Origin of the sequence: Faecalibacterium prausnitzii, assembly GCF_003287405.1 — a bacterium.
GTDB lineage: Bacteria > Bacillota > Clostridia > Oscillospirales > Ruminococcaceae > Faecalibacterium > Faecalibacterium intestinale.
Genome location: NZ_PRLD01000011.1, coordinates 57,760 through 82,654, shown reverse-complemented (window position 1 = coordinate 82,654; position 24,895 = coordinate 57,760). Strand labels below are relative to the sequence as shown.

The window sequence follows — 24,895 nt, the reverse complement described above, 5'->3', positions numbered from 1 at the left end:
CAGACCGTAGAATGAGGTAACGATATGAAAGTTTGTATTGCCGGCGGCGGCCGGGTGGGCATGTATCTTGCCCAAAGCCTGCTGTCCCACCGCCATAAGGTGACCATCATCGAGCCGCAGGAGGCGCTGTGCCGTACCCTTGCGGATACGCTGGATATCCCGGTCATCTGCGGCGACTCCTTGAGCTTTGACACCCTGCGCACCGCCGATGTGGCCAGCTGCGACGCCTTTGTGGCGGTGACCAACACCGACGAGACCAATCTGGTGGCGTGCCAGATCGCCAAGCGGGAGTTCGGCGTGAACCGCACCGTGGCGCGCGCTTCCAACCCCAAAAACCGGGACATCCTGCACACGCTGGGCGTAGATACCGTGGTGTGCGGCACCGACAACCTGAGCCACATTCTGGAGCGGGAGATCGAGACCGACACCATCCGGCAGCTGCTGTCCCTGGGCGGCGGCACTGCCAGCCTGAATGAAATTTTGCTGCCGGAGGACTTTCAGTTTGCGGGCAAGGAGATCAAGGAGATCCCCATTCCCGGCGATGCCATTCTGGTCAGCATCACCCGGGATACCGAGTTCATCATCCCTCACGGCAGCACGGTGCTGCTGCCGTGGGACCGGCTGCTGTGCCTGACACAGGACGACACCCTGCATCTGCTGATGGATGCGTGGGGTCTTTCCTCCCACAAATGAGCGAGCAGGAGCTGCTGCGCACTGCGCTGGTGCTGCCGCCCCGCGCCCGCCGGGTGCTCTGCGTCTGGGCAGCTGTGCCCGGGCTGGTCTGCGCGCCCTTTGCCTTCTGGCAGAGCGTGTGGGCAGGCGCGGTCTTTTGCGCTGTATGGGCGGCGCTGGTGGCGCTTGTCCGGGCGCGCTGCTGCAGCTTTGTCGCCGCCCTGACGGCAGACAGCGTCACGGTGCAGGCCGGAGTGGCTATCCCTGTGCTGCACCGCATCCCGCGCCGGGCGGTCACCGGGGTGCAGCTGCTGCGCACCCCGCTGCTGTGGGCGGCAGGGTGCACTGTGCTCCTTGTGCGCAGCCCGGGGCTGCAATTGGTGCTGCCCGGCATCCCCGCCGCACAGGCCACCGCGCTGGCAGCGGTGCTGATGGAGGGCAATGTATGAACCGGGAAAAGCACTTCCACCCGCTGGCGGCGCTGCATCTGCTGCGCAAGACTTTGCTTGTGTACCTTCTGCCGCTGGTACAGGTGCTTTTTGACCGCAACTGGGACGCCCTGCGTGCGGCGCTGCGGCAGGAGCTTGTGCTGCTGGTGTTTATCAGCGCCGTGTGCTGGGCGGTGTACTACGGCAGCCGCTGGCAGGTGGATGCCGAGGGCACAGTGCACGTCAGCTGGCGGCTTGGCGTGCGGCTGGACCGCGCCCTGCGCACCGAGGGACTGGCGGCGCTGGTGCTGGAGCAGCCGCTGGTCTACCGCCTGACCGGTGCCTGCCGGGTGGTGCTGTACCCTGTGGGGCAGACACAGACCATTACCCTATATCTTACCCGGCAGCAGGCCGAGGAGCTTGCCGATGTGCTGCTGCCGGTGACAGACCCGCTGTGGCACGCGCCCAAGGGCGGCGAAAAGCTGGCCTTTACGGTGCTGGGTGCCAACGGCCTGTCCACCCTGTTTTTGTGGTGGCTGGCTATCCACCAGACCCAGAGCTACGCCCCGGACGCCCAGACCGCTGCCCTTGCGCAGCTGGGACAGCTGGCGGCGCTTGCCGCCCGCTGGCTGCCGCTGGGCGCGGCGTGGCTGCTGGTGCTGGCGGGCACCCTGTTCTGCATCAGTCTGGTGCGCAGCGCTTTGCAGGCGGTGCATTATACGGTCTGGCGCACCGATACCCAGCTTGGCAGCCGAGGCGGGCTTGTACGCCGGTACGAGATGCGGTTACGGCTCAGCCAGCTGAACTACGCCGACCTGCGCCGCTCCCCCGCCACTTGGGCGCTGCATTACTGCCCGGTGTTCGTCTCGGCAGGGGCGTGCCGCCCGGAGCTGCCTTTGTTCGTCTGGCGGGAGGGCACCCCGCTGCTGCGGGAGCTGCTGCCCGAGATGGCGCAGCTGCCCCCGGACACCCGCGCCGACACCACCGACCGCAGCATGGTGTTCTTTTTGCCGGCGGGCATCCCGCTGGGGCTCTGTCTGCTGCTGACGGCGGTCTCCCGCACTACCCTGCCTGCCCTTACCCTGCCGCTGCTCATCCCCACCGGGGTGTTTGCCGCGCTGCTGGGCGCTGCCGCCGTGGGCTGGCACCGGGAGGGCGTATGGCAGCAGCAGGGACAGCTGCTGCTCTGTCGGCAGCACCGGTTCCATCTGCACCAGCTGTGCGTATTCCACCCGGACACCGGCTTTACCGCGTTGCAATCTCCTTGGGCGGTGACGGTGCAGCGCGCCAATCTGACCCTTGTATTCCCCGGCAAAGAAAAGGTCACGGTGCGCAGCGTGCCGCTGGCGGCTCTTGATTTTCTGGAGATATAGAAGTATACTTGCGATGCCCCGCTGAACCTACGGTCGGCGGGGCATTTTTTGTATCACAGATCAACGGAGATTATTTTATGATAAAGACTGTATTATTTGATCTGGACGGCACCCTGCTGAACACCATCGACGACCTTGCCGATGCCGGCAACTGGGTGTGTGCCCAAAATGGCTGGCCCACCTTTACGGTGGCGCAGTTCAAGATGATGGTGGGCAACGGCATCCCCAAGCTGGTGGATCGGTTCTCCCCCGCTGACGCCCGCACCCCGGCGCAGCTGGCGGCTACGCTGGCGCAGTTCACCGCCCGGTACGATGCCCACAAGGAGGACAAGACCGCCCCCTACCCCGGCATTCCGGCGCTGCTGGACGCACTGAAGGCCGAGGGCATCCAGTGCGCGGTGTTCTCCAACAAGGCGGATGCCCTGTGCGGCGGCATCATTGCCCACTACTTTGGCACCGGCCGCTTTGACGCCGTGCGGGGCAACCGCCCGGGCGTGCCCACCAAGCCCGACCCCACCGGGCTGTATGCCCTGATGGCTGAGCTGGGCGCAGACCCCGCCGCCACCCTTTTTGTGGGCGACAGCGACGTGGATATCCTCACCGGGCACAACGCCCAGTTGCCCGCCATGGGCGCGCTGTGGGGCTTCCGCGGCCGCGCCGAGCTGACCGCCGCCGGTGCCGATGCACTGGCAGAGGTGCCGGAGGATATCCTGCGGTATGTGCAGGAGAGGAACCGGTAAAATATTTTATAGTTCGGTGTAGCGGAATATCTGCGGACATTCCGCTACACCTTTTTCACAGAAAGGGCGTAAAGGCGGGCTGCAGCATCCACGGTAGACATTCCTACTGATTGGGACCCGCGGGCTAACCAAAGCCCCACTGGGGCTTTGGTTGCGGTGCTGCGCACCGCCGCCCTGTTCGATTCCCGTACGGGTCAAATTAAAAACGCCCTTGCGCAATGCGCAAAGGCGTTTTTATGACCCGTACGGGAATCGAACCCATGTTACAGCCGTGAAAGGGCCGTGTCTTAACCGCTTGACCAACGGGCCTTACAAATACAGAGCTTCGCTAAAACCTCCGACTTTCATCGTCCACTACTGCGGACGACCGTCCCCCTTATCTTAGCGAAACTCTGTAACGTGGTAGCGGTAACTGGATTTGAACCGGTGACACTTCGGGTATGAACCGAATGCTCTAGCCAACTGAGCTATACCGCCACATATTTAGCTTGCACTTGAACGGTGCTTTATTATTATATCCATAGATGCCCCTTTTGTCAACACATATTTTCAAAAAATTTTGCAGTTTTTTGATATTCTTAATTTATTTGCATAGGTGCGTTGAAATATAGGATTTCTTGTCAGTTTTGCGGGAAAAACTCCCCCAGTCTCGCTGCGCTCGACAGCCCCCTCTAGGATGGGGCCTTTGGCATAGCGGCAAAGTTTCCGGCTAAAGTGCGAAGTTTGCGGGCGCGCCAGAGGCTCCCTCCCAGAGGGAGCTGGCAAAACCGTCAGGTTTTGACTGAGGGAGTTAAGCTCCCGCTTCCCACGAAAAAAGCACCGCTTCCCTGTGCGGAAAGCGGTGCTTTTTTCAACCTTTTTCTGCCCGGTTGTGGAAAACCCGGTGCAGTTTTAGTCCTTCTTATTGGTGGGGACCATGACCTTCAGCCCGCCCATGTACGGCTGCAGCACTTCGGGGATGGTCACACTGCCGTCGGCCTGCAGATGGTTCTCCAGGAAGGCGATCAGCATACGCGGAGGTGCCACGCAGGTGTTGTTCAGGGTGTGTGCCAGATAGGTCTTGCCGTCCTTGCCCTTGATGCGGATGTGCAGGCGGCGTGCCTGTGCATCACCCAGGTTGGAGCAGGAGCAGACCTCGAAGTACTTCTGCTGGCGGGGGCTCCAAGCTTCGATATCGCAGCTCTTGACCTTCAGGTCAGCCAGATCGCCGGAGCAGCAGTTCAGCTGGCGCACGGGGATCTCCATGCTGCGGAACAGCTCCACGGACATCTGCCACAGCTTCTCGTACCAGTCGGCGCTCTCCTCGGGGCGGCAGACCACGATCATCTCCTGCTTCTCGAACTGGTGGATACGGTAGATGCCGCGCTCCTCGATGCCGTGTGCGCCCTTCTCCTTGCGGAAGCAGGGGCTGTAAGAGGTCAGGGTCAGGGGCATCTTGCTCTCGTCCAGCGTCTGGTCGATGAAGCGGCCGATCATGGTGTGCTCGCTGGTGCCGATGAGGTACAGATCCTCACCCTCGATCTTGTACATCATGGCGTCCATCTCAGGGAAGGACATGACGCCCTGCACCACGTTGCCGTGCATCATGAAGGGCGGGATGACGTAGGTGAAGCCCTTGTTGATCATAAAGTCGCGGGCGTAGGCCAGCACAGCTTCGTGCAGGCGTGCAATGTTGCCCAGCAGGTAGTAGAAGCCGTTGCCGGCCACACGGCCTGCGGCGTCCATATCAATGCCGTCAAAGCTCTCCATGATCTCGGTGTGGTACGGGATGGGGAAATCCGGCACGACAGGCTCGCCGAAGCGCTGGGCTTCCACGTTATAGGTATCGTCCGGGCCGATGGGCACGCTGGGGTCGATCATCTGGGGAATGGAGTACATGATCTCCTGAATGCGGGCGGACAGTTCCTCCTCTTCCTTCTCCAGCTCTGCCATCTTGTCAGCGTCAGCCTTGACGGCGGCGTTGTTGGCATCGATCTGTGCCTGCAGCTCAGCCTTCTGTGCCTCGTCGGTGCACTTCTTCAGCTGGCCGAACAACGGGCCGTTGGCCTTGCTCAGCTTGTTGCGGGCGGCCTTCAGGGCCTCCACTTCCTTCAGGGCTGCACGGTACTTGGCATCCTTCTCGATGACCTCGTCCACCAGCGGCAGCTTTGCATCCTGAAACTTCTTTTTGATGTTTTCCTTAACGGCGTCCGGGTTCTCGCGGACAAATTTGATATCCAGCATGATTGACTCTCCTTAACTCTATTGGGCTTGCAGCGGTGCACTTGCGGCTTTCCGCTGCCGTTCAAAGGCGGCTGTTCCCGCCTTGGATCGCATGATTATTCGGTTTCCATCTGGTACTGTCCCAGCAGGTTTGCAAAGGCGCGCAGCTGCTCGTCGGAGTAAAAATGCACCGTCAGCTTGCCCTTGCCGCCGTGGTAGGCCACGTTCACCTCGCTGCCCAGCACCTGTTTCAGGCTCTCTTCCACCTCCACCGGCAAAGTGCCGCGGGGTGCGGGTTCGCGGGGTTCCTTGGCGGGCTTTGCCATCTTTTTGCAAAGCGCCTCGGCCTGACGGACGTTCAGCTGGTTGTCCGCGATGATCTGCGCGGCTTCGGCCTGCAATTCCGGTGTGGGCAGACCCAGCACCACCTTGGCGTGGCCGGTATTGATAAAACCGCTCTTCAGCAGCTCCAGCACCGTTTCCGGTAAGTTGAGCAGACGCAGACTGTTTGCCAGTGCGCTGCGGCTCTTGCCCAGCTTGCGGGCGGCCTGCTCCTGTGTCAGGTCGCAGCGGGTCATCAGCTCCCGGATACCGGCAGCTTCTTCCACCGGGTCCAGATCCTCCCGCTGCAAATTTTCCACCAGCGCCAGCTCCATGGCCTGCTCGTCGGACACGTCCTTGATGACCACCGGCACCTCGGTAAGACCCGCCATGCGGGAGGCGCGCCAGCGGCGCTCGCCCGCCACGATGCTGTAGCCGCCCATAGGTCTCGGACGCACCGCGATGGGCTGCAATAAGCCGTGCTCGGCGATGCTGGCAGCCAGTTCGCTGAGGGTCTCCTGCTCAAAGGTCTTGCGGGGCTGGTCGGGGTCCGGCTCGATCTCGCGCAGCGGCAATGTTTCCACCGCTGCGTGCTCTGACTCAAAGACCGGTGCTGCGTCCTCAAACAGACTGTCCAGCCCGCGTCCGAGCCCTCCTTTTCCTCTTGCCATTGTTTACCTTGTTCCCCCTGTTTTAATCTTCCAGAGCATTTTTCGCCGGCTCTGCGGCGGGTGCAGCCTTTGCGCGGGACTTTTTAGGTTCCTGCGGGCGGTTGTGCTTGACAAATTCGATTGCCAAGTCCATGTAGGCTTCGCTGCCCTTGCCCTTCGGCTCGTAGAAATTGATGGGCTGGCCGTAGCTGGGCGCTTCCGAAATGCGGATGGAGCGCGGGATGGTGGTCTTGTACACCTTGGAGCCGAAGTACTTCTGCACCTGCTCCACCACCTGCACGGTCAGGTTGTACCGCAGCGAGAACATGGTGAACACCACGCCCTCGATATCCAGATACGGGTTATACTTTTTGCGGATGGTCTTGAGGGTGCTGATGAGCTCCGACAATCCTTCCAGCGCATAGTACTCGCACTGCACCGGGATGAGCACACTGTCGCAGGCGCTCAGGCCGTTGAGGGTGAGCAGATCCAGACTGGGCGGGCAGTCGATAAAGATGAAGTCGTAGTCCTTCTGCACCTCAGCCAGCGCCTTGCGCAGACGCCCCTCGCGGCCGGGCAGGTCGATCATTTCCAAGCTGGCACCGGCCAGCCGGGTGTTGGAGCCGATGACATCGGTGCGGTACTCGGTGTGCCGGATGGCCTGCGCCGCCGTTGCCCTGCCGATGAGCACCTCATAGGTGCCCGCTTCCACGCTGCGCTTTGGGATGCCATAGCCGGTGGTGGTGTTGCCCTGCGGGTCAAGGTCTACGATAAGCACCTTTTTGCCCAGTGCCGCTACACAGGACGAAAGGTTGACGGCGGTGGTGGTTTTGCCCACTCCGCCCTTCTGGTTTGCGATCGCTACAATTTTTGCCACGCGCTTTTCTTCCTCCCGGGGAAAGATTTGTTCCACGTGGAACACGCAGTCGTGCCCGCCGGTTTCCCCGTCCGGCAGGCACCTTGGCTTCTAGTATAACACATCCAAATTGTTTTTTGAACCATCTGGAGCGTTTTTCAGCTGGATTTTTAACTTTTGGGGGTGGGAAAGCGGAAAAAAGGCTTTGCGCGGGAGAAAACTCCCCCAGTCATCGCTGCGCGATGCCAGCTTCCCCAAGAGGACGGCTTTTAGCGGTGGCGATAAAGTTTCCGGCATAGCGCAAAGGCGTCCCCTTGGGGGAGCTGGCGCGTAGCGCCTGAGGGGGTATCTGCCAAAACTCCCCCAGTCTGCTGCGCAGACAGCCCCCTCTGGGATGGGGCCTTTGGCATGGCGGGAGAGTTTCTGGCTGAAGTGCAAAGCTTCCGGGTGCGCTCGCTCCCCCGGGGGGAGCTGTCGCGCAGCGACTGAGGGGCTATGGATGGAGAAGCGAAAAAAGCGTTAAAGCGATAGCGCCGACTGCCGCAGCTCTAGCTTTTTTGTGCTTCGACTTCTTCTTTGGGATTGTCAAGGGCGTGCAGCCCTTGGCCCGTTGCGGGGTGGGTGGAGTCCAGAGGTAGGGAGGGGGGAGTCGGAACACCCCTCCCTGCCTCTGGCCCAGCGGAGCGTCTTTGCACGCTTGCGGCAAGCAGAAACCTTTCCTTCCCTGTTCCACATGGAACAATTCACTTCTCCGCGGCGGCGGTGGGGATGCGGACGGTGTACTCGATGTAGCCGTCCTTCTCTTCCCGGTGGGCGGTGGCGGGCACGCCGTTGTCGGTCATCAGCCGGATGGCGTGGTCGATGGTGTTGACAAAGATGCGCACGTCCCGCACCATGGAGATGCGGTGCCCGGGCTTGGGCGGGCTGTTCAGCAGCTGCTCGATGTAGCTGTCGGTCTGGCGGGCGTTCAGGCGGCGCTTGGCAATGGTGATGAGCGCTTCGCTGCGGCGGTTCTCCGGCAGGCGCAGCACCGCCCGGGCGTGGCGCTCGGTGAGGTTGTTGTCCAGCACGAACTGCCGCTGGTCTGCCGTCAGCTGCAACAGCCGCAGCTTGTTGGCAAAGGTGGGCTGCGCCATGCCCAGACGCTTGGCGGCTTCGGCTTGGGTGCAGTCCCACAGCACCATCACATCCCGCAGCCCCTGCGCCTGCTCAAAGGGGTTCAGGTCGGCGCGCTGGATGTTTTCCAGCAGACCCAGCGCAGCGGTGCGGTCGTCGGCGTAGCTGCACAGGATGGCGGGGATGGTGGTCATCTTTGCCAGCTGGCAGGCGCGCAGCCGCCGCTCCCCTGCCACCAGCTCGTAGCCCTCTGCCGCCTTGCGCACCGTGACCGGCTGGAGCAGACCGTTTTCCCGGATGCTCTGCGCCAGCGCCGTCAGCTCCTGCTCGTCAAAGCTTTTCCGCGCCTGAAAGGGCGATGGGTGGATCTGGTCGATGGGCAGAGAGAGTAATTTCCCGGACGGTTTCTTGCGTTCAAACATGATGCTGCCCCTTTCCTGTGAAATAAGCCTTCGGTTTTTCCACATTTCTCCGGGAAATCGTGGAAAACCTGTTCAGCTTCAGTGTAGCACACAAAGAAAGACCCCGCCAGAAATTTCGTTCGGCAGGGTCTTACAGGTTGCGTCAGGTTATGCGTTATTTCAGCGGGCTTTTTGCAATTTTACCGCCGTTTCTGGGGTATGCTGTCGGAGTTTGCGAAATCTTTTTGCACAAAATCAGCGTGCGGGTGTCGCCGCCGGGCAGGTGCAGGGTGCGGGTCTCGCGGTACTCGCCGCCCAGCTTTTTGATAGCACCCCGGGCTGCGGTCAGCTCCTCTTCCCCGGATGCGCCCTTCATGGCAAGGAAGTTGCCGCCCACTTTTACCAGCGGCAGGCAGTATTCTGCCAGCATGGGCAGGGCTGCCACGGCGCGGGCAGAAGCAAGATCAAACTGTTCCCGCCAAATCTTGCGGGCAGCTTCCTCGGCGCGCTCCTTGGCAAACTCCACCCCGGTCAGACCCAGCTGGGCGCAGGCGTACTTCAAAAATTCCACCCGCTTGCCGGTGGGCTCCATCAGGGTCAGTTCCAGCTCCGGCTTGAAGATCTTGGTCACGATGCCCGGAAAGCCCGCCCCGGCACCCACGTCCACCATGCGCCCGGCAACCTCCGGCTGGCTGGCAAACAGCAGGCTGTCGAGGAAATGCTTATCCTCGATGCCCTCCGGGTCGGTGATGGCGGTCAGGTTGACCTTCTGGTTGTAGTCTACAAGGATCTGGGCAAAGGCGTCCAGCTGATCCAGCTGGGTGCCGGTAAGGGTGATGTTCCATGTGGAACATTTTGCTTCCAGACGCTGTTTGTCGATCATTGGTGTTTTCCTTTCTGTCGGGTGGTTGGGGTAGCACAATCGTTTATTTTATCGCAATTTCGTATTATTTTTGTTGTTTCCCTGCCAGTGCGATGCTCAGCTGCGCCACATCGGAGGGTGAAACGCCGGGGATGCGCCCCGCCTGCCCCAGATTGCGGGGACGGATGCGGGCAAGCTTTTCCCGGGCTTCCAGCGTCAGGCCGGTCAGGGCGGCATACTCGAAATCCTCCGGGATGAGGGTCTTTTCGTGGCGTGCCACCTCCCGGATCATCCGGTCCTGCCGGGCGATGTAACCGGCGTACTTGATTTCCGTTTCCAGCCGCTCCGCCAGCATGGGGGTGATCTCCTCTCCCCAGCCGATGATGCCCGCCACCAGCGGGTAGCTGATCTCGGGACGGCGCAGCAGCTCCTCGGCAATGCCGCCCTCGGCGGCGGGGGCAAGACCGGCGGCTTCCATGGCGGCGCGCAGGTCTGCGGTGCGCAGATGCGTCTCGTGCAGGCGGCGGCGCTCGGCTTCCAAAATGTTCTGGGTGTGCTGGTACTTTGCCCAGCGGTCATCCTGCACAAGGCCGTATTCCCTGCCGATGGGGGTCAGGCGCTGGTCGGCGTTGTCCTGCCGCAGGGTCAGCCGGTACTCGCTGCGGCTGGTCATCATGCGGTAGGGGTCCATGACGCCCTTGGTCACAAGGTCGTCCACCAGTGTGCCCAGATAGCTGGTGTGCCGGGGCAGCACCAGCTGCTCTAAGCCCAGCGCGTTGCGGGCGGCGTTCAGTCCCGCCAGCAGACCCTGCGCGGCGGCTTCCTCGTAGCCGGAGGTGCCGTTGAACTGCCCTGCCCCGTACAGACCCCGCACCACCTTGCTTTCCAGCGTGGCTTCCAGACTGGTGGGGTCTACGCAGTCATACTCGATGGCGTAGGCAGGGCGCATGATCTCCAGATGCTCAAAGCCTTTGATGCTGTGATAAAAGGCGTTCTGCACATCCTCCGGCAGGCTGCTGGATGCACCCTGCAAATACATTTCCTCGGTGTTCTCGCCGCAGGGCTCTACGAACAGCGGGTGACGGTCTTTCCCGGAGAAGCGCACCACCTTATCCTCAATGGAGGGGCAGTAGCGCGGGCCGACGCCCTCGATCATGCCGCCATACAGCGGGCTGCGCTGGATGTTGTCCAGAATGATCTTGTGGGTCTCGGGGTTCGTGTAGGCGATCCAGCACTCTACCTTGTTGTGCATGGGGGCATCGGTCAGGAAGCTGAAAGGCTGCAATTCGCTGTCCGGGTCGCCGGGCTGGCATTCCAGCTTGGAAAAATCAATACTGCGGCGGTGCACCCGGGCGGGGGTGCCGGTCTTGAACCGGCGCAGCGGCAGACCGGCGGCTTTCAGGCTGTCGGTCAGGGCGTTGGCGGCGTGCATGCCGTCCGGGCCGGAGGCATACCACGCATCGCCCACAAAAATTTTGCCGCCGAGGTTCGTGCCGGTGGCAAGCACCACGCACTTGGCGGTGTATTCGCCGTGCAGCTGGGTGACAACGCCCTTCACATGGCCGTTTTCCACTTCCAGCGCCACCACCTCGGCCTGATGGATGGCCAGCCCCGGGGTCTGTTCCAGCGCGTGCTTCATGTATTCGTTGTAGCGGCGGCGGTCGGTCTGCACCCGCAGCGCGTGCACGGCGGGGCCTTTGCCCTTGTTCAGCATCCGGCTTTGCAGATAGGTGGCGTCTGCCGCCAGACCCATCACGCCGCCCAGCGCGTCCACCTCCCGCACCAGCGTGCCCTTGGCGGTGCCGCCAATGCTGGGATTGCAGGGCATATTGCCGATGGCGTCCAGACTCATGGTAAAGACAGCCGTTTTTGCGCCCAGCACAGCAGCTGCGTGGGCGGCTTCGATGCCCGCATGGCCAGCGCCGATGACGATGACATCATAATCTCCTAAGTGGTTCATATACTTTCGGGTTTCCTCTAATCAATGATTTGAATTTATTTCCCCACACAGAACCGCTCGAACACCTGTTCAATGACGGCTTCCGAAGCGTTTTCGCCAGTCAGGTCGCAGAGGGCGTCCAGCGCGTCATCCACGCAGACCGAAACGGCGTCCAGACCAAAGCCGCCGCCGGCGGCATCCAGTGCACCGGCTACGGCGTCCCGGGCGCGGAGGGCGGCAGAAAGCTGCCGCTGCCCGGACAGGCTGGCGGCGTGGGGGTCGATGCTGCCCGTGCCCAGCAGCCGCGCCACCGCAGCGGCGATGACCTTGCGGCTCCCCTCTTCCCGACAGCAGACCGGCAGCACCATGGCAAAATACGGGGCGATGAGCTCCGCATCGAACTGGGTGGGCTTATCCTCCTTGTTGACAAGGGCGATGGCGGGACGACCGGCGCAGCGCTGCGCCAGCGCCAAGTCCTCCCGGCTGGGCGGCTCGGAGCCGTCAAAGACGGCAAGGATCAGCCCGGCTTCTTCCAGTTTTTCCCAGCTGCGGCGAATGCCCTCGGCTTCAATCGCGTCCTCGGTCTCCCGCAGACCGGCGGTGTCGAAGAGGTTCAGCCGGATATCCCCCAGCTGCACCGCCTGCTCCACCACATCGCGGGTAGTGCCCGCTACCGGGGTGACGATGGCACGGTCGAAGCCTGCCAGCAGGTTCAGCAAGGTAGACTTGCCCGCGTTGGGGCGTCCCACGATGGCGCAGTCCACACCCTCGCGCAGCACCGCACCGGCATCGTAACTACGGATAAGGCCGTCCAGCTCCTGCTGCACTGCGCCCAGCACGGTGCGCAGATGGGCGGGGTCCAGCTCCGGCACATCCTCCTCCGGGAAGTCCACCCAAGCAGCCAGATGCGCCTGCAGGGCGGTCAGCTGGGCTTTCTGGGCGTTGATCTTTTTCGCCAGCGCACCGCCCAGCGCGGCGTTAGCCAGCGCTGCCCCCTGCCGCCCGTCTGCCGCAATCAAGTCCATGACCGCTTCGGCCTGGGTCAGACCCAGCTTGCCGTTCAGAAAGGCACGGCGGGTGTACTCGCCGGGGGCGGCAGGCTGCGCGCCCGCTGCAAGGCAGGCTTCCACCAGCCGCCGCGCCACCGCGCTGCCGCCGTGGCAGGAAAGCTCCACCACGTCCTCGCCGGTGTAGCTGTGGGGTGCGCGGAAAAACAGGGCGACGCCCTCGTCAAAGGCTTCTTCCCTGTCCACGAAATGCCCGAACAGTGCGGTGTAGCCCTTAGCCTGTTCCACCTTTTTTGCCGGGTTTGCCGGGTGGAACACCCGGGCCGCCACGGCATAGCTCTCTGCGCCGGACAGGCGCACCACAGCAATGCCGCCCGCCCCGGGGGGCGTTGCGATGGCGGCAATGGTCGATCCCTGCATACTGCATCCTTTCCGCGCACCCGTCTTACGGGTGCGCTATGCTGGTGCGCCTGGTACGGCAGACCTGCCGCAGCGCACACTTTCTGATTTTACAGTTTATTTTACCACGTTTTTGCGCAAAAAGATACACCCGCCGCGCGGTTTTTCCACATCTTCCAAAATGTTTGTGGAAAAAAGGATGGAAAATGGCGGGCAGCATCCTCGCCCTCTCAGTCAAGCCCTGTCGGGCTTGCCAGCTCTCCCAAAGGGAGAGCCCTTGGCATAGCGGTATAGTTTCAGGCTCAAGTGCAGAGTTTGTGGTTTCGCCAGAGCCTCTCCCTTTGGGAGAGGTGGATTTGCGAAGCAAAGACGGAGAGGGCGAGGATGCTTGCCTGAGAACGAACCCTCTCAGTCTCGCTACCGCTCGCCAGCTCCCTCGAGGAGGGAGCCTTTGGCATGGCGTCACTGTTTCCGGCTGAAGCGCAAAGCTTGCGGGCGTACCCGCTCCCCCTTGGGGGAGCTGTCGCGCAGCGACTGAGGGGCTATAAATCGGCGGAGCCGGAAAAAACGGTTAAAAGATCTTCACGCCGAACAGGCGTGAATCTTCAGTTTTTTCCGGCGTAGCCCACTTCTTTGGGGTTAAAAGGGGCGAGCAGCCCCTTTTTCGTGGCTCCAGCGCGTCGAAATCGCTGGCACTTTTCTGGTTCTCTTTTGGTGTCAAAAGAGAACATCCCTCGGCGTGCGCTCATAATATCAAAAAGCGCCCCGCACTTCCGGTGGAAATGCGGGGCGCTGCATGGTTTTATTGAAACCTGCCGATCACAGCTCGATCTTGCCGAAGCTGAAATCTGCAAAGTCGTCCACGCGCTCGGTGCGCTTGGGTGCTACGGGTGCTGCGCTCTCGGCGTCGCGGGGGGCGTAGGTGCGCTCCGGCACGCTGGACGGACGCGGGCCGCGGGGTGCACCGCTGCGGTTGCCACGGTAGCCGCCATTGCTGCGGCGCTCACCGCGATAACCGCCATTGCGGTTGCCGCCGGGACGACGGCCATTCCGGTTGCCGCCACGGCCACGGCGCTCGCCGTAGGTATTCTCGGTCTGAGCATCCGGTGCGGTGGAGTAGATGACCACGCGGCGGTCACGGCCCTCGCCCTTGCTCTCGCTGCGCACACCCTCCATCTTGCTGATGGCAGAGTGGATGATGCGGCGCTCGTAGGGGTTCATGGGCTCCATGGCAAAGCTGCGGCCGGTCTTGCGCACCTTGGCGCCAATGCGCTGTGCCAGTGCGGTCAGGTCGCTCTCGCGCTTATCGCGGTAGCCTGCAACGTCCAGACCCAGCTTGATGTAATCGCCTTCCAGACGGTTTGCCACAAGGCTTGCCAGATAGGACAGGCTCTCCATGGTCTCGCCACGGCGGCCGATGAGGGCGCCCAGCTTTTCACCGTCCAGACGGATGATGGTGGCTTCGCCCTTCTGCACGGCGCTGAAGGTCACGTTCTCCACGCCCATCAGGGTGATGACTTCCCGCAGATAGTCCACAGCGGCCTTCACCTTGGCGTTCTCCTCGATGACGATGGGCACTTCCACCTCTTCTGCCTCCTCGGCAGCTTCGGCGGGCTGCTCTGCGGCGGGAGCGGCAGGCTCTGCCACAGCAGCGGGCGTTTCCTCTGCCACGGGAGCAGTCTCCTGCACGGGGGCGGCAGTCTCAACAGGCTGCTCTGCCACCGGCTCCACCGGCTTTGCGGGTGCAGCAGCGGGGGCATCCGGCAGTTCCACGCTCACGCGCACCTTGGCGGGGGTGGTCTTTAAGCCCAGAAAACCGGTCTTTTGGGGCATTTCCAGCACTTCATAGCTGACATTCAGATCGTCGGCCTGCACGCCCAGCAGGGCGCAGGCTTTGGCGCGGGCTTCGTCCACCGTCTTGCCGGTGGATTCCTGTGTACGGATCATAACCGTTTACCTCCCTTGTTACTGTTTATCCTGCTTGTCAAGCTCACTCAGCGGCACGGTGCGCTCGTCCTTGTAGCGCTCGGCGTCCAGCTGACGGGCATACTCCAGCCGACGCTTGTTCATCTCGCTGGCGGAAAGGTTCTTTTCCACGCTCTTGCCGGTCTTGGGGTCGGTCACCGTGATGGTGGTGTTCTTCACACCGCGCTTTTCCTGCTTGCGCTTGGCGGCGATCTCCGCTTCCACTTCCTTGCGCATCTTCTCGGGGTCGTAGAACTTGCGCATGACCTGAGTCTGTACGGTCATAACGATGTTGGAAATGACGTAGTACAGAGAGAATGCCAGAGGGAAGGTAAAGCAGAAGAACAGGTACATCAGCGGCATCATGTACATGGTCAGCTTCATGCTGCCCTGCATCTGCTGGCCGGAGGCCTTCATGCTGATATGGGTGGACAGGAACATGGTGATGACCGACAGCAGCGGCAGCACGATGTCCAGAGACAGACCGATCTGCGGGATGCGGGTCAGGTCGATGCCAAGGAAGTTCATGTGCTGGCTGAACTCGGTGATGGTAGCGATCTGCTGTGCGGTAAAGCAGCCCAGCACGCCGCTGTTGCCGGCAACCACCTCGGCGATGATGTTGGTATCGCGGGTGATGGCGGTAAAGGAGATGCCGGCGGCGGTCAAGGCCTCACCTGCACTGGCCAGTGCAGCGGCGCTGATGTGGAAAATACGCTCCAGCGGGTTATACACCACGCCGATAACACCAAACATGACAAGGAAATTCAGCAGCATGGGCACGCAACCGGCCGTGGGCTTATAGCCAAAGTCCTGCTGCAGTTTCATCAGCTCTTCCTGCTGCTTTTCGGGCTTATCCTTGTACTTGGTCTGGATCTCCGCGATCATGGGCTGGAAAGCAGACATTTTCGCCATGCTCTTCTGCTGGCTGGTCTGCAGGGGGATCTTGACGATGTTGATGAGCAGGGTGAAGAGGATGATGTCCCAGCCGTAGTTCGGCAGCAGCTTGTAGATCCACTCCATGACATAGCCGAGAGGACCGCTCAGGATGTAAAAGAAGTTCATACCTTTGTCCATTCTGCCCCGGCTGTGGCCCGGGACGCATTATTTTTTATCGTAGGACACGCCGCCCACAGTGCAGCGCGTCATAAGAAGCTTTATTATCTAAAATGGCCGCCGCTTTGCTCTGGCCATAAATAGCGGAAATAAAATTTTAATTTCGCAAATCGAAAAAATCTGCGGATTTTTTCGATTTGCATTTTCACCGGAGAGGGTCGTAACGAAAAACGGCATTTGCTGCGGCCGGCTGTGGCCGTCGCGCAGCGACTTCAAACCGGCGGAACACAAAAAATCCTCTAGCGCAGCGGCTTGGATTTTTTGTATGGAGCCCAACCGCTTTGGGGTTACCAGGGGCGAGCAGCCCCTGGTTCGTGCCTCCCGCGCTTCGAAAGTAGCGGGCGCTTTTCTGGTACTCTTTTGTGCGCGCAAAAGAGTACATACCCGGCGGCGATGCACTTTGCAAAAAGCATTAAATTTTAAACACGCGACTACGCTCTGCGCAGGAAACCTCTATTTTTCCACCTTTCGCTTGTGCCGTGTGTAAAACAGCTTTGCGGGCTGCAGGTTGCGGGCGGGGCTTTGCCAGCGGCCGGGCGGCGGCACGGGGTCGTAACCCCACTTGCCCAGCGGATTGCACCGGGCAATGCGCCATGCGCCCAGCAGAATGCCCTTTACACAGCCGTGGGTCAGGATGGCCTGCATGGTGTAGTTGCTGCAGCTGGGCGAAAACCGGCAGCTGCGGCCGATCCATGGGCTGAGGGTGTACTGGTAGATGCGGATGGGCACGCACAGCGCCCTGCGGCAGAGCATTTGCAGCCGGTTCACACGCGGGGCTCCGGCTTTTGTTTGCGGGCAGGGGGCACGGTGGCGGGCGGCTTTGCGTCCGGGCGCTTGGCCTTATCCGGCAGACCGGCCTGGGCAAACAGCTTTGCCACAACGCTGCTCAGCTGCCAGCTTTTCAGCTTGGGGGTCATGCCCCGGGCCACGAAGATCAGATCGTAGCCGCCGATATTGTGATCCAGATGCTCGTCGATGGCGGCTTTCATCACGCGGCGGGCGCGGTTGCGCTGCACGGCGTGGCCGATTTTTTTGGTGGCGGTCAGGCCCACCCGGGTGTTGCGGCCGCGGGTCTTGAGCACATACAGTACCAGTGCCGGGTTCACATAGGACTTGCCGCGGGCGTACACACGGCCAAACTCGCTGTTGCGGCGGATCGGACGATAACGCATAACATCGGCACCTCCTTTCGTCCGGGTGCACATGGGTGCACTCTTTAGCCAGTATATCAAAAATTTTTGCAGTTTAAAAGCCCATCCGGGCATTTTTACGAAAAAACTTTTGACGGGTAAAAAAATAAGACCGCCAATGGGATATCAGCGGTCTTTTGTGCGCATATTCATTTCTGCGCCGGATCTCACCTGCAAGGCAGAGATCAGACAGTCAGGCTCTTGCGGCCCTTTGCACGGCGAGCATTGATGACCTTACGGCCGTTCTTGGTGCTCATGCGGGTCAGAAAGCCATGAACTTCCTTGCGCTGACGCTTCTTGGGCTGAAAAGTTCTCTTCATGGTTGTATCCTCCGTAAAAACTTATCCCCGGTATGGGGTCTTGATCGGTCCCAGATTGGGGACAGGCTTGCAATTCAACAGTATATCGCATAGTATGACGTTCTGTCAAGCATTTTTTGCAGTTTTCTGCAAACTTTTTTCTGATTTTTCTGTTAAAAGCTTTTCAACTTTTTCACCATTTTGCTGTGGAAAACTTTTTTCTACCAGATATTGTGGTCTTTTTGGCGTTTTTCCACAAGGCTGCTGTACCATCTTATCTTATGTATTATAAATTACATTATAGTAATATAGACGCAGGGAGATTTTTGTGGTATACTAACGTGGTATCAGCAGCATTGTTGAAAACTTCGACCGATTCAATGGAGTGGATGTTTTATGGATTCTTTCAAGGACGTTTTAGAAGCGGCCCAGATGTACTGCAAGGCGCAGATGGCCGAGCCAACGTACAATCTCTATATCGACGGGTTGGAGCCCATCAGCTTTGAGGACTCCAGCCATATCACCCTGTCGGTGCGCAACGATTTTATCTGCAAGATCGTCACCGACCGGTACCTTGGCCTGCTCAAGGAGGCCTTCAAGTCCGTGCTGGGCTTTGATGTGGACATCACCCTTGTGGTGCCCAGCACCCCGCCCCACGAAGTAGTGCTGGCCCAGCAGTACGAGGCAAACCCCGCCTCCCCGCAGGGCAACTACGAGTTCACCTTCGAAAACTTCATCAAGGGGCCGTCCAACCAGTTTGCGTTTGCTGCTGCGCAGGCTGTGGCGGCAAACCCCTCCGGGGCCTATAACCCCCTGTTCATCTACGGCGGCTCCGGCCTTGGCAAGACCCATCTGCTGACCGCCATTCAGACCGAGATCAAGCGCACCCACCCCGATTTCGTCATCATGTATGTCACCTGCGAGCAGTTCACCAACGAGCTGATCGCTGCCATCCGCGCCGGCAGCACCGAGGACTTCCGCATGAAGTACCGCGTGGCAGACCTTTTGCTGGTGGACGATATCCAGTTCATCGCGGGCAAGGAGTCCACGCAGGAAGAGTTCTTCCACACCTTCAACTCCCTGCATGACGCCCACAAGCAGATCGTCATCGCTTCCGATCGCCCCGCCAAGGAGATCAAGAGCCTGGAGGAGCGTCTGCGCACCCGCTTTGAGTGGGGTCTGACCGCCGATGTGCAGCCGCCGGATTTTGAGACCCGCGTTGCCATCGTGAAGCGCAAGGCAGAGCTGCTGCATCTGGACCTGCCCGAGGACGTGGCAGAGTTCATTGCCAACCACCTGAAAAACAACATCCGCCAGCTGGAGGGCGCAGTGAAAAAGCTGAACGCCTATTATATGCTGGAGGGCATCCAGCCGGTGATCAGCGTGGCACAGAACGCCATCAAGGATATCCTCAACGAGACCCAGCCGGTGCCGGTGACCATCGAAAAGATCATCGGCGAGGTATCCCGCACCTTCAACGTGTCCCCTGCCGACATCCGGGGCACCAAGCGCAACGCCAACGTGGCTTCCGCCCGGCGCGTTGCCATCTATATCCTGCGGGAAGTCACCGGCATGAGCATGGAGGAGATCGGGCGGGAATTCTCCGGCCGCGACCACTCCACCATCGTCTACTCCCTCAAGACCATGGAGCGGGACATGAAGAACGACCAGCATCTGCGGGAGACCGTGAGCGATATCATCAAGAACGTGAAGGCTTAAACCGGGGGAAAACTGGACAAAAGTCATACTCATTTCAGGGTGTGACCCCAAAATATGGGGAGAAACCGGAACAAAAAGGGGAAAATACGCCTATATCTTGTGGCAAAAAGGCGAAGCTTTCCACACTTTCCACTTAGTTTTCAACATTTAACATCAGTTCTTCACATCGGCTGTGGAAAGAAACACCGTTCCCCACCTTTCAACATTTCCTTCACGAGCCTTCCACAACCCGGTGGAAAGCCAAAGCCCCGCATCCCGGCAAGACATTTCCGGGTTTTCAACATCTTCCCCACCCCCTACTACGGTTACTACAACAAGTTCAATATATTACTGCCTTCCGGCAGCAGCCCAAAGGACAGATATTCCGCCGGAAGTGTGAAAAAAGGAGAGATACTGTTTTGAACATCGTCTGCGATAAAACGCTGCTCAGTGCAGCCATCGACGGCGTTTCCAAAGCTGTCACCATGCGCTCGTCCATCCCGGTGCTGGAGGGCATTCTGCTGAAGGCCGAAGGTTTTCAGCTCACCCTGACCGGCTACGATCTGGAAATGGGCATTGTGACCACCATCGAAGCCAACATCAAGGAGCCCGGCGAGATCGTACTGAATGCAAAGCTGCTCAGCAGCATGATCAGCCGGATGCCGGCAGGTCAGATCAGCATTGTGGCTGCCGATAACGGCAAGACCACCATCCAGAGCGGCGTGGCACAGTTCGAGATCCAGTCCATGCCCGCCACCGATTTCCCGGATCTGCCCAACACCGGCGCGGAGCAGACCCTGACCATCAAGACCGGCGTGCTGCGGGACATGATCGAACGCACCTTGTACGCTGTCAGTCAGGACGAGAAAAAACCCGCCCACACCGGCGAGCTGTTCGAGATCGAGCTGGACAAGCTGACTATGGTGGCGCTGGACGGCTACCGCCTTGCCATCGTGGAGCGTCCCATCACCGCCGTGAAGGATATCCGCATCATCGTGCCCAGCAAGACCATGACCGAGGTGTCCCACCTGCTGGCCAACGATGACGAGGAGGACGTGCACATCAGTGCCAACCGCCGCTATGTGGTGTTCACCACCGCCGGTTACACCATCATGAGCCGCCTGATCGAGGGCGAGTTCCTGAATTACCGCAACGTCATCCCCGCCGGAAGCCGCACCCGGGTGACCATCGACACCAAGGACTTCATCTCCACCATCGAGCGTGCTTCCCTGATTATTACAGAGCGTTTAAAAAATCCCCTCCGCATCTCCTTTACAGAGGGTAAAGTCGTGGTGCGCTGCCAGACGAACCTTGGCCGCGTGGTGGACGAGTTCAGCGCCGCCTGCGAGGGCGATGAGGTGGAGATCGGCTTCAACAACCGCTATCTGCTGGATGCGCTGCGCAACGCCCGCACCGAGCAGGTGCGCATGGAGATCAGCGGCCCCTTGAGCCCGGTGAAGGTGCTGCCGGTAGAGGGCAACGACTTTTTGTATCTGGTACTGCCGGTACGGTTTAAAAACGACTAAGGAGCGCGTTTTATGCAGAAGATTCTTATTCATACCGAGTTTATCAAGCTGGATGCCCTGCTCAAATTTGCCGGCCTGTGCGAGACCGGCGGCGAAGCCAAGGAGCTGGTGCAGGGCGGTGCTGTGAAAGTGAACGGCGAGGTGTGCACCATGCGGGGCAAAAAGTGCCGCGCCGGGGATATCATCGAGCTGGACGGGCAGAGCGTAGAGATCGGGCAGGGTCAGTAAATGCGTCTGCTTTCGCTGGAAGTACAGAACTATCGCAATATTTGTGCGGCACGGCTGGAGCCCGGCCGGGAGCTTACCGTCATCTGCGGCAACAACGGGCAGGGTAAAACGAACCTTCTGGAAGCCATCTGGCTGCTGACCGGCGGCAAAAGCTTCCGGGGCGGCAAGGATGCCGAGCTTGTGCGCCGGGGAGAAGCATTCGCGGTGCTGGAAGCCGACACCCAGCGGGACCGGCCCGAGGGCTGCGAGCCCGCTGAGCCTGCCCATATCCGCATGACCGTGGGCACCCCGGAAGCCGCAAAGCCCGGCCGCTATGCGGCAGTAAACGGCGCAGCGCCCAAGCGGGCGGCAGCACTGGCGGGCAGCTTTCCGGCGGTGGTGTTCGACCCCGGCCACCTGAGCCTTGTCAAGGGGGCTCCGGAAGGGCGGCGTAAATTTCTGGACGCTGCGCTGTGCCAGCTGTACCCCGGGTATCTGGCCAGCTACCGCCGCTATGTGCGGGTATTACAGCAAAAAAATGCGCTGCTACGCCACTCTGCAAACGGGCAGGAGCGCCCCTATGCGGAAAAGCGCACCCTGTTGGAGGTGCTCAATACCGAGCTTGCCGCGCAGGGCGAGGCCTTGCAGCAGCGGCGGCGGGAGTATCTGACACTGCTTGCTCCCCGCGCCTGTGCCAACTATGCAGAACTTTCCCATGGGGCGGAGCGGATGAGCATCCGCTATGCCGCCCAGTTTGCACCGGGCGGGCTTGCCGCACTGCTGCGCCAGCGGCAGGAGGAGGAGCTGCGCGCCGGGCAGAGCCTGTGCGGCATCCACCGCGAGGACCTGGAGCTGCTGCTGGACGACCAACCCGCCCGGGTGTATGCCAGTCAGGGACAGCAGCGCAGCGTGGTGCTGAGCCTGAAAATGGCGGAAGCCGCAGCAGCGGCGCAGATCACCGGGGAGCACCCGGTACTGCTGCTGGATGATGTGCTGAGCGAGCTGGACGAAGGGCGCAAGCAGTATCTGCTCACCTGCATGAAGGAAAAGCAGACCTTTGTGACCAGCTGCGATGACACGGACTTTTTAAAGACCGACGGCGAGGTGTACCGCATGGACGGCGGGGTGCTGAACCGGGTCTGACGGCATAGAGGAATGTTGCAGAAAGCATTGCATAAAAACTACAATTTCGCGGATTTTATGCAAACAAAAGACACGGGAGAAAATACAGTATGTATATTCATCTGGGGCGGGACTATGTCCTGAACGACCGTGATATCATTGGCATCTTTGATCTGGAGACCACCACCACCTCTCCCCGGGGGCGGGAGTTTCTGAATTACGCCCAGAAGAACGGGGCGGTGGTCAGTCTTTCGGACGAGCTGCCCCAGTGCTATGTGCTGGCAGACGGAGGGCTGGTGGATGCGGTGTATCTTTCGGAGCTGTCCAGCGCCGCCATGCGCCGCAGAGCGCAAAAGATGGTGGAGTGAAATTTGCGGAAAACGGGCGGAAGATCCACAGAAAAAAGAGGGATGGGAAAGCCCCGGAACTGCCCGGAAAGCTGCACCGTGCCAGCCGGAACGCCCGCTGCGGGCAGCGCGTGAAAACACAACAAAACGGCGAGAAAAAAGTACACCATGGTGTACCGGTTCCCGCTTTGCTATAATTTGAAAAAACAAACGCAAAAATGAACAAAAGGGAGAAAGGATATGGCAGAAGAAATCATTACCAGTACAAATGCCGATACCGCGACCGACCACGAGTATAACGCCAGCGAGATCCAGGTGCTGAAGGGTCTGGAAGCGGTGCGCAAGCGCCCGGGTATGTATATCGGCTCCACCGGTGAGCGCGGTCTGCATCATCTGGTGTACGAGATCGTGGACAACGCCATTGACGAGGCGCTGGCCGGTTACTGCGACCACATCGAGGTCAAGATCCTGAAGGACAATATCATTCAGGTCACCGATAACGGCCGCGGCATCCCCGTGGACATTCAGGCCGATACCGGTCTGCCCGCCGTCACCGTGGTGTACACCATCCTGCACGCCGGCGGCAAGTTCGGCGGCGAGAATTCCGGCTACAAGGTGGCCGGCGGTCTGCACGGCGTGGGCGCTTCGGTAGTCAACGCCTGCTCCGAGTGGCTCACCGTCAATGTGCGCCGCGACGGCAAGGAGTACGAGCAGACCTTCCGGCGCGGCGACCCGGACGGCGCACTCAAATGCATCGGCACGGTAGCCGAGGGCGTCACCGGCACCCGGGTCACCTTCAAGCCCGACCCGGAGATGTTCAAGGACACCACCGTCTACGACTTCGACACGCTGGAAAAGCGCCTGCGGGAGGAAAGCTTCCTGAACGCCGGTGTCAAGATCACCCTGACCGATGAGCGTCAGCTGTACACCCCCGTGCTGGAGGACGGTCAGGAGGGCGACCCCTGCTACCGCTCCGAGGTGATGTGCTACGAGGGCGGCATCAAGAGCTTTGTCACCTATCTGGGCGAAAAGCGCAAGCTGGAAGTGCTGCACCCCAACGTCATCTACCTCAAGGGGCAGACCGACCGCGGCGTGGCAGAGATCGCCTTGCAGTACAATTCCAGCTACAACGAGCTGCTGCTGAGCTTTGCCAACAACGTCAACACCCCGGACGGCGGTACCCACGAAGAGGGCTTCAAGGCCAGCCTGACCCGCGTGTTCAACGATTACGGCCGCAGCCACGGCCTGCTGAAGGACAAGGACGAGAACCTGTCCGGCGCAGACGTGCGCGAAGGTCTGATCTGCGTCATCTCGGTCAAGCTGCAGGAAGCCGAATTTGAAGGCCAGACCAAGGCAAAGCTGGGCAATACCGAGATCCGCACCCTCGTTTCCAACATGGTCTACTCCAAGCTGATGGAGTTCTTTGAGGAGAACCCCGGCGTGGCAAAGGCTATTTTTGAAAAAGCAACGCAGGCCGCCCGCGCCCGCGCCGCCGCCAAAAAGGCGCGCGAACTGGTGCGCCGCAAGAGCGCGCTGGAGACCAGCCGGATGCCCGGCAAGCTGGCAGACTGCCGCGAAAAAGACCCCAGCCGTACCGAAATCTTCATCGTCGAGGGCGACTCTGCAGGCGGCTCTGCCAAGATGGGACGCGACTCTGCCATTCAGGCCATTCTGCCGCTGTGGGGCAAGATGCTGAACGTGGAAAAGGCCCGCGCCGATAAAATTTACGGCAACGACAAGCTGATGCCGGTGGTGCTGGCGCTGGGCTGCGGCATCGGTGACGAGTTCGATATCTCCAAGCTGCGGTATGACAAGGTGTTCATCATGGCCGATGCGGACGTGGACGGTTCCCACATCTGCACCCTGATGCTGACCTTCTTCTTCCGCTATATGCGCCCCCTCATCGAGCAGGGGCATGTGTATGTGGCACAGCCGCCCCTGTTCAAGGTGCAGAAGGGCAACACCATCAAGTACGCCTACAACGATGCGGAAATGGCCATCCTCTCGCAGGAGATGCCCGGCGCAAAGGTGAACCGCTATAAGGGCCTTGGTGAGATGAACCCCGAGCAGCTGTGGGAGACCACCATGAACCCGGACAACCGGGTCATCGTGCAGATCACCATCGAGGATGCCGAAAAGGCTGACGAAGCCTTTACCATCCTGATGGGCGATCAGGTGGAGCCCCGCCGCCGCTTTATCGAGACCAACGCCCAGTACGCAAAGCTGGACGTGTAAGCGTGCTCGCCCTCTCCGTCAGTTCGCTTCGCTCACTGCCACCTCTCCCAAAGGGAGAGGCCTTGGCAAAAAGATAAACTTTGCGTGGACTGCCAAGGGCTCCCACTTTGAGGAAAGACTTCCCCCGCGCCGGGGGAAGATGTCGCGCAGCGACAAAAGGGGGAATCTGGCGCGTAAGCGCCTGAGAGGGCGAGGCTGTTTTCCGAGAAAAAAATCCCTTTCCTGTA

24 protein-coding genes and 2 tRNA genes are annotated in these 24,895 nt (G+C 60.4%); 10 read left to right on the top strand and 16 right to left on the bottom strand.

Annotated elements, in window-relative coordinates; translation table 11 throughout:
• The first annotated feature begins 24 nt into the window (after window positions 1–24).
• From C4N24_RS11195 to C4N24_RS11180, 4 genes are all read left to right on the top strand, one after another.
• Window positions 25–693 carry a potassium channel family protein gene (locus C4N24_RS11195; protein WP_055186401.1) on the top strand — a complete coding sequence of 223 codons (669 nt, stop codon included), beginning with the start codon at window positions 25–27 and terminating at the stop codon, window positions 691–693.
• Window positions 690–1,121 carry a hypothetical protein gene (locus tag C4N24_RS11190; protein ID WP_112091473.1) on the top strand — a complete coding sequence of 144 codons (432 nt, stop codon included), beginning with the start codon at window positions 690–692 and terminating at the stop codon, window positions 1,119–1,121. The genes C4N24_RS11195 and C4N24_RS11190 overlap by 4 nt, the downstream gene beginning before the upstream one ends.
• Complete coding sequence (locus tag C4N24_RS11185) at window positions 1,118–2,473, top strand: PH domain-containing protein (RefSeq protein WP_112091472.1); 1,356 nt, start codon at window positions 1,118–1,120, stop codon at window positions 2,471–2,473. The genes C4N24_RS11190 and C4N24_RS11185 overlap by 4 nt, the downstream gene beginning before the upstream one ends.
• Window positions 2,474–2,550: 77 nt before the next feature.
• Window positions 2,551–3,213 (top strand): HAD family hydrolase, encoded by a 663-nt coding sequence (locus C4N24_RS11180; protein ID WP_112091471.1) that lies wholly within the window; start codon window positions 2,551–2,553, stop codon window positions 3,211–3,213.
• A 237-nt stretch (window positions 3,214–3,450) separates the two neighbouring features.
• On the opposite strand, the gene C4N24_RS11175 is transcribed toward C4N24_RS11180, so the two are convergent.
• The 16 genes from C4N24_RS11175 to C4N24_RS15380 all read right to left on the bottom strand — a co-directional run bounded on the left by C4N24_RS11175 (window position 3,451) and on the right by C4N24_RS15380 (window position 17,806).
• A tRNA-Glu gene (locus tag C4N24_RS11175) sits at window positions 3,451–3,522 on the bottom strand.
• Between the two features lie 91 nt (window positions 3,523–3,613).
• Window positions 3,614–3,690, bottom strand: a tRNA-Met gene (locus C4N24_RS11170).
• A gap of 414 nt (window positions 3,691–4,104) precedes the next feature.
• Window positions 4,105–5,436, bottom strand: a complete 1,332-nt coding sequence (gene serS / locus C4N24_RS11165) for a serine--tRNA ligase (protein ID WP_097778933.1) — start codon at window positions 5,434–5,436, stop codon at window positions 4,105–4,107.
• A 95-nt stretch (window positions 5,437–5,531) separates the two neighbouring features.
• On the bottom strand, window positions 5,532–6,407 hold the full coding sequence (locus C4N24_RS11160) for a ParB/RepB/Spo0J family partition protein (RefSeq protein WP_005924304.1): 876 nt from the start codon (window positions 6,405–6,407) through the stop codon (window positions 5,532–5,534).
• Between the two features lie 22 nt (window positions 6,408–6,429).
• Window positions 6,430–7,263, bottom strand: a complete 834-nt coding sequence (locus C4N24_RS11155; RefSeq protein WP_170126605.1) for a ParA family protein — start codon at window positions 7,261–7,263, stop codon at window positions 6,430–6,432.
• Between the two features lie 722 nt (window positions 7,264–7,985).
• Window positions 7,986–8,780, bottom strand: coding sequence for a ParB/RepB/Spo0J family partition protein (locus tag C4N24_RS11150; protein ID WP_112091470.1), 795 nt, complete (start codon window positions 8,778–8,780; stop codon window positions 7,986–7,988).
• 154 nt (window positions 8,781–8,934) lie between these two features.
• Window positions 8,935–9,642, bottom strand: coding sequence for a 16S rRNA (guanine(527)-N(7))-methyltransferase RsmG (gene rsmG / locus C4N24_RS11145; RefSeq protein WP_112091469.1), 708 nt, complete (start codon window positions 9,640–9,642; stop codon window positions 8,935–8,937).
• A gap of 64 nt (window positions 9,643–9,706) precedes the next feature.
• Window positions 9,707–11,581: a tRNA uridine-5-carboxymethylaminomethyl(34) synthesis enzyme MnmG gene (mnmG, locus tag C4N24_RS11140; RefSeq protein WP_112091468.1), complete on the bottom strand. Its 1,875-nt coding sequence runs from the start codon at window positions 11,579–11,581 to the stop codon at window positions 9,707–9,709.
• A 35-nt stretch (window positions 11,582–11,616) separates the two neighbouring features.
• Window positions 11,617–12,987, bottom strand: a complete 1,371-nt coding sequence (mnmE, locus tag C4N24_RS11135) for a tRNA uridine-5-carboxymethylaminomethyl(34) synthesis GTPase MnmE (protein WP_112091467.1) — start codon at window positions 12,985–12,987, stop codon at window positions 11,617–11,619.
• A 550-nt stretch (window positions 12,988–13,537) separates the two neighbouring features.
• Window positions 13,538–13,687 (bottom strand): hypothetical protein, encoded by a 150-nt coding sequence (locus C4N24_RS15385; RefSeq protein WP_179859740.1) that lies wholly within the window; start codon window positions 13,685–13,687, stop codon window positions 13,538–13,540.
• Between the two features lie 98 nt (window positions 13,688–13,785).
• Window positions 13,786–14,913, bottom strand: coding sequence for an RNA-binding cell elongation regulator Jag/EloR (gene jag, locus C4N24_RS11130; RefSeq protein ID WP_112091466.1), 1,128 nt, complete (start codon window positions 14,911–14,913; stop codon window positions 13,786–13,788).
• 18 nt (window positions 14,914–14,931) lie between these two features.
• Window positions 14,932–15,993, bottom strand: coding sequence for a YidC/Oxa1 family membrane protein insertase (locus C4N24_RS11125; protein WP_242983250.1), 1,062 nt, complete (start codon window positions 15,991–15,993; stop codon window positions 14,932–14,934).
• 504 nt (window positions 15,994–16,497) lie between these two features.
• The gene (gene yidD, locus C4N24_RS11120; protein WP_242983249.1) at window positions 16,498–16,812 is read right to left on the bottom strand and encodes a membrane protein insertion efficiency factor YidD; all 315 of its coding nucleotides are present in this window, start codon (window positions 16,810–16,812) and stop codon (window positions 16,498–16,500) included.
• Entirely contained in the window at window positions 16,809–17,216 is a 408-nt protein-coding gene (gene rnpA / locus C4N24_RS11115; protein WP_097785147.1) for a ribonuclease P protein component, read from the bottom strand. Before rnpA ends, yidD begins: the two co-directional genes overlap by 4 nt.
• Before the next feature lie 203 nt (window positions 17,217–17,419).
• Window positions 17,420–17,554, bottom strand: a complete 135-nt coding sequence (gene rpmH / locus C4N24_RS11110; protein ID WP_005924258.1) for a 50S ribosomal protein L34 — start codon at window positions 17,552–17,554, stop codon at window positions 17,420–17,422.
• Window positions 17,555–17,659: 105 nt separating this feature from the next.
• Entirely contained in the window at window positions 17,660–17,806 is a 147-nt protein-coding gene (locus tag C4N24_RS15380) for a hypothetical protein (protein WP_181573084.1), read from the bottom strand.
• A 123-nt stretch (window positions 17,807–17,929) separates the two neighbouring features.
• Between C4N24_RS15380 and dnaA the strand changes: the two genes are divergently transcribed.
• The 6 genes from dnaA (at window position 17,930) to gyrB (ending at window position 24,668) form a co-directional block, all read left to right on the top strand.
• Window positions 17,930–19,252, top strand: coding sequence for a chromosomal replication initiator protein DnaA (gene dnaA, locus C4N24_RS11105; RefSeq protein WP_005924255.1), 1,323 nt, complete (start codon window positions 17,930–17,932; stop codon window positions 19,250–19,252).
• Window positions 19,253–19,650: 398 nt separating this feature from the next.
• Window positions 19,651–20,757 (top strand): DNA polymerase III subunit beta, encoded by a 1,107-nt coding sequence (gene dnaN / locus C4N24_RS11100; protein WP_112091464.1) that lies wholly within the window; start codon window positions 19,651–19,653, stop codon window positions 20,755–20,757.
• Window positions 20,758–20,769: 12 nt separating this feature from the next.
• Window positions 20,770–20,985, top strand: a complete 216-nt coding sequence (locus C4N24_RS11095; RefSeq protein WP_015537089.1) for an RNA-binding S4 domain-containing protein — start codon at window positions 20,770–20,772, stop codon at window positions 20,983–20,985.
• Window positions 20,986–22,107, top strand: coding sequence for a DNA replication/repair protein RecF (recF, locus tag C4N24_RS11090; RefSeq protein ID WP_112091463.1), 1,122 nt, complete (start codon window positions 20,986–20,988; stop codon window positions 22,105–22,107).
• Between the two features lie 89 nt (window positions 22,108–22,196).
• The gene (remB, locus tag C4N24_RS11085) at window positions 22,197–22,454 is read left to right on the top strand and encodes an extracellular matrix regulator RemB (protein ID WP_005924242.1); all 258 of its coding nucleotides are present in this window, start codon (window positions 22,197–22,199) and stop codon (window positions 22,452–22,454) included.
• Window positions 22,455–22,673: 219 nt separating this feature from the next.
• A complete protein-coding gene (gene gyrB / locus C4N24_RS11080; protein ID WP_015537091.1) occupies window positions 22,674–24,668 on the top strand; it encodes a DNA topoisomerase (ATP-hydrolyzing) subunit B in 1,995 nt (664 codons plus the stop codon).
• Window positions 24,669–24,895 lie beyond the last annotated feature (227 nt).

Coding starts and splice junctions, on each gene's coding strand:
- C4N24_RS15380 (WP_181573084.1), bottom strand. CDS start 17,806: ATGGTACAGCAGCCTTGTGGAAAAACGCCAAAAAGACCACAATATCTG.
- recF (WP_112091463.1), top strand. CDS start 20,986: ATGCGTCTGCTTTCGCTGGAAGTACAGAACTATCGCAATATTTGTGCG.
- jag (WP_112091466.1), bottom strand. CDS start 14,913: ATGATCCGTACACAGGAATCCACCGGCAAGACGGTGGACGAAGCCCGC.
- remB (WP_005924242.1), top strand. CDS start 22,197: ATGTATATTCATCTGGGGCGGGACTATGTCCTGAACGACCGTGATATC.
- mnmG (WP_112091468.1), bottom strand. CDS start 11,581: ATGAACCACTTAGGAGATTATGATGTCATCGTCATCGGCGCTGGCCAT.
- rnpA (WP_097785147.1), bottom strand. CDS start 17,216: ATGCGTTATCGTCCGATCCGCCGCAACAGCGAGTTTGGCCGTGTGTAC.
- C4N24_RS11150 (WP_112091470.1), bottom strand. CDS start 8,780: ATGTTTGAACGCAAGAAACCGTCCGGGAAATTACTCTCTCTGCCCATC.
- rsmG (WP_112091469.1), bottom strand. CDS start 9,642: ATGATCGACAAACAGCGTCTGGAAGCAAAATGTTCCACATGGAACATC.
- gyrB (WP_015537091.1), top strand. CDS start 22,674: ATGGCAGAAGAAATCATTACCAGTACAAATGCCGATACCGCGACCGAC.
- C4N24_RS11160 (WP_005924304.1), bottom strand. CDS start 6,407: ATGGCAAGAGGAAAAGGAGGGCTCGGACGCGGGCTGGACAGTCTGTTT.
- C4N24_RS11185 (WP_112091472.1), top strand. CDS start 1,118: ATGAACCGGGAAAAGCACTTCCACCCGCTGGCGGCGCTGCATCTGCTG.
- serS (WP_097778933.1), bottom strand. CDS start 5,436: ATGCTGGATATCAAATTTGTCCGCGAGAACCCGGACGCCGTTAAGGAA.
- mnmE (WP_112091467.1), bottom strand. CDS start 12,987: ATGCAGGGATCGACCATTGCCGCCATCGCAACGCCCCCCGGGGCGGGC.
- rpmH (WP_005924258.1), bottom strand. CDS start 17,554: ATGAAGAGAACTTTTCAGCCCAAGAAGCGTCAGCGCAAGGAAGTTCAT.
- C4N24_RS11180 (WP_112091471.1), top strand. CDS start 2,551: ATGATAAAGACTGTATTATTTGATCTGGACGGCACCCTGCTGAACACC.
- C4N24_RS11190 (WP_112091473.1), top strand. CDS start 690: ATGAGCGAGCAGGAGCTGCTGCGCACTGCGCTGGTGCTGCCGCCCCGC.
- C4N24_RS11195 (WP_055186401.1), top strand. CDS start 25: ATGAAAGTTTGTATTGCCGGCGGCGGCCGGGTGGGCATGTATCTTGCC.
- C4N24_RS11125 (WP_242983250.1), bottom strand. CDS start 15,993: ATGAACTTCTTTTACATCCTGAGCGGTCCTCTCGGCTATGTCATGGAG.
- C4N24_RS11095 (WP_015537089.1), top strand. CDS start 20,770: ATGCAGAAGATTCTTATTCATACCGAGTTTATCAAGCTGGATGCCCTG.
- dnaA (WP_005924255.1), top strand. CDS start 17,930: ATGGATTCTTTCAAGGACGTTTTAGAAGCGGCCCAGATGTACTGCAAG.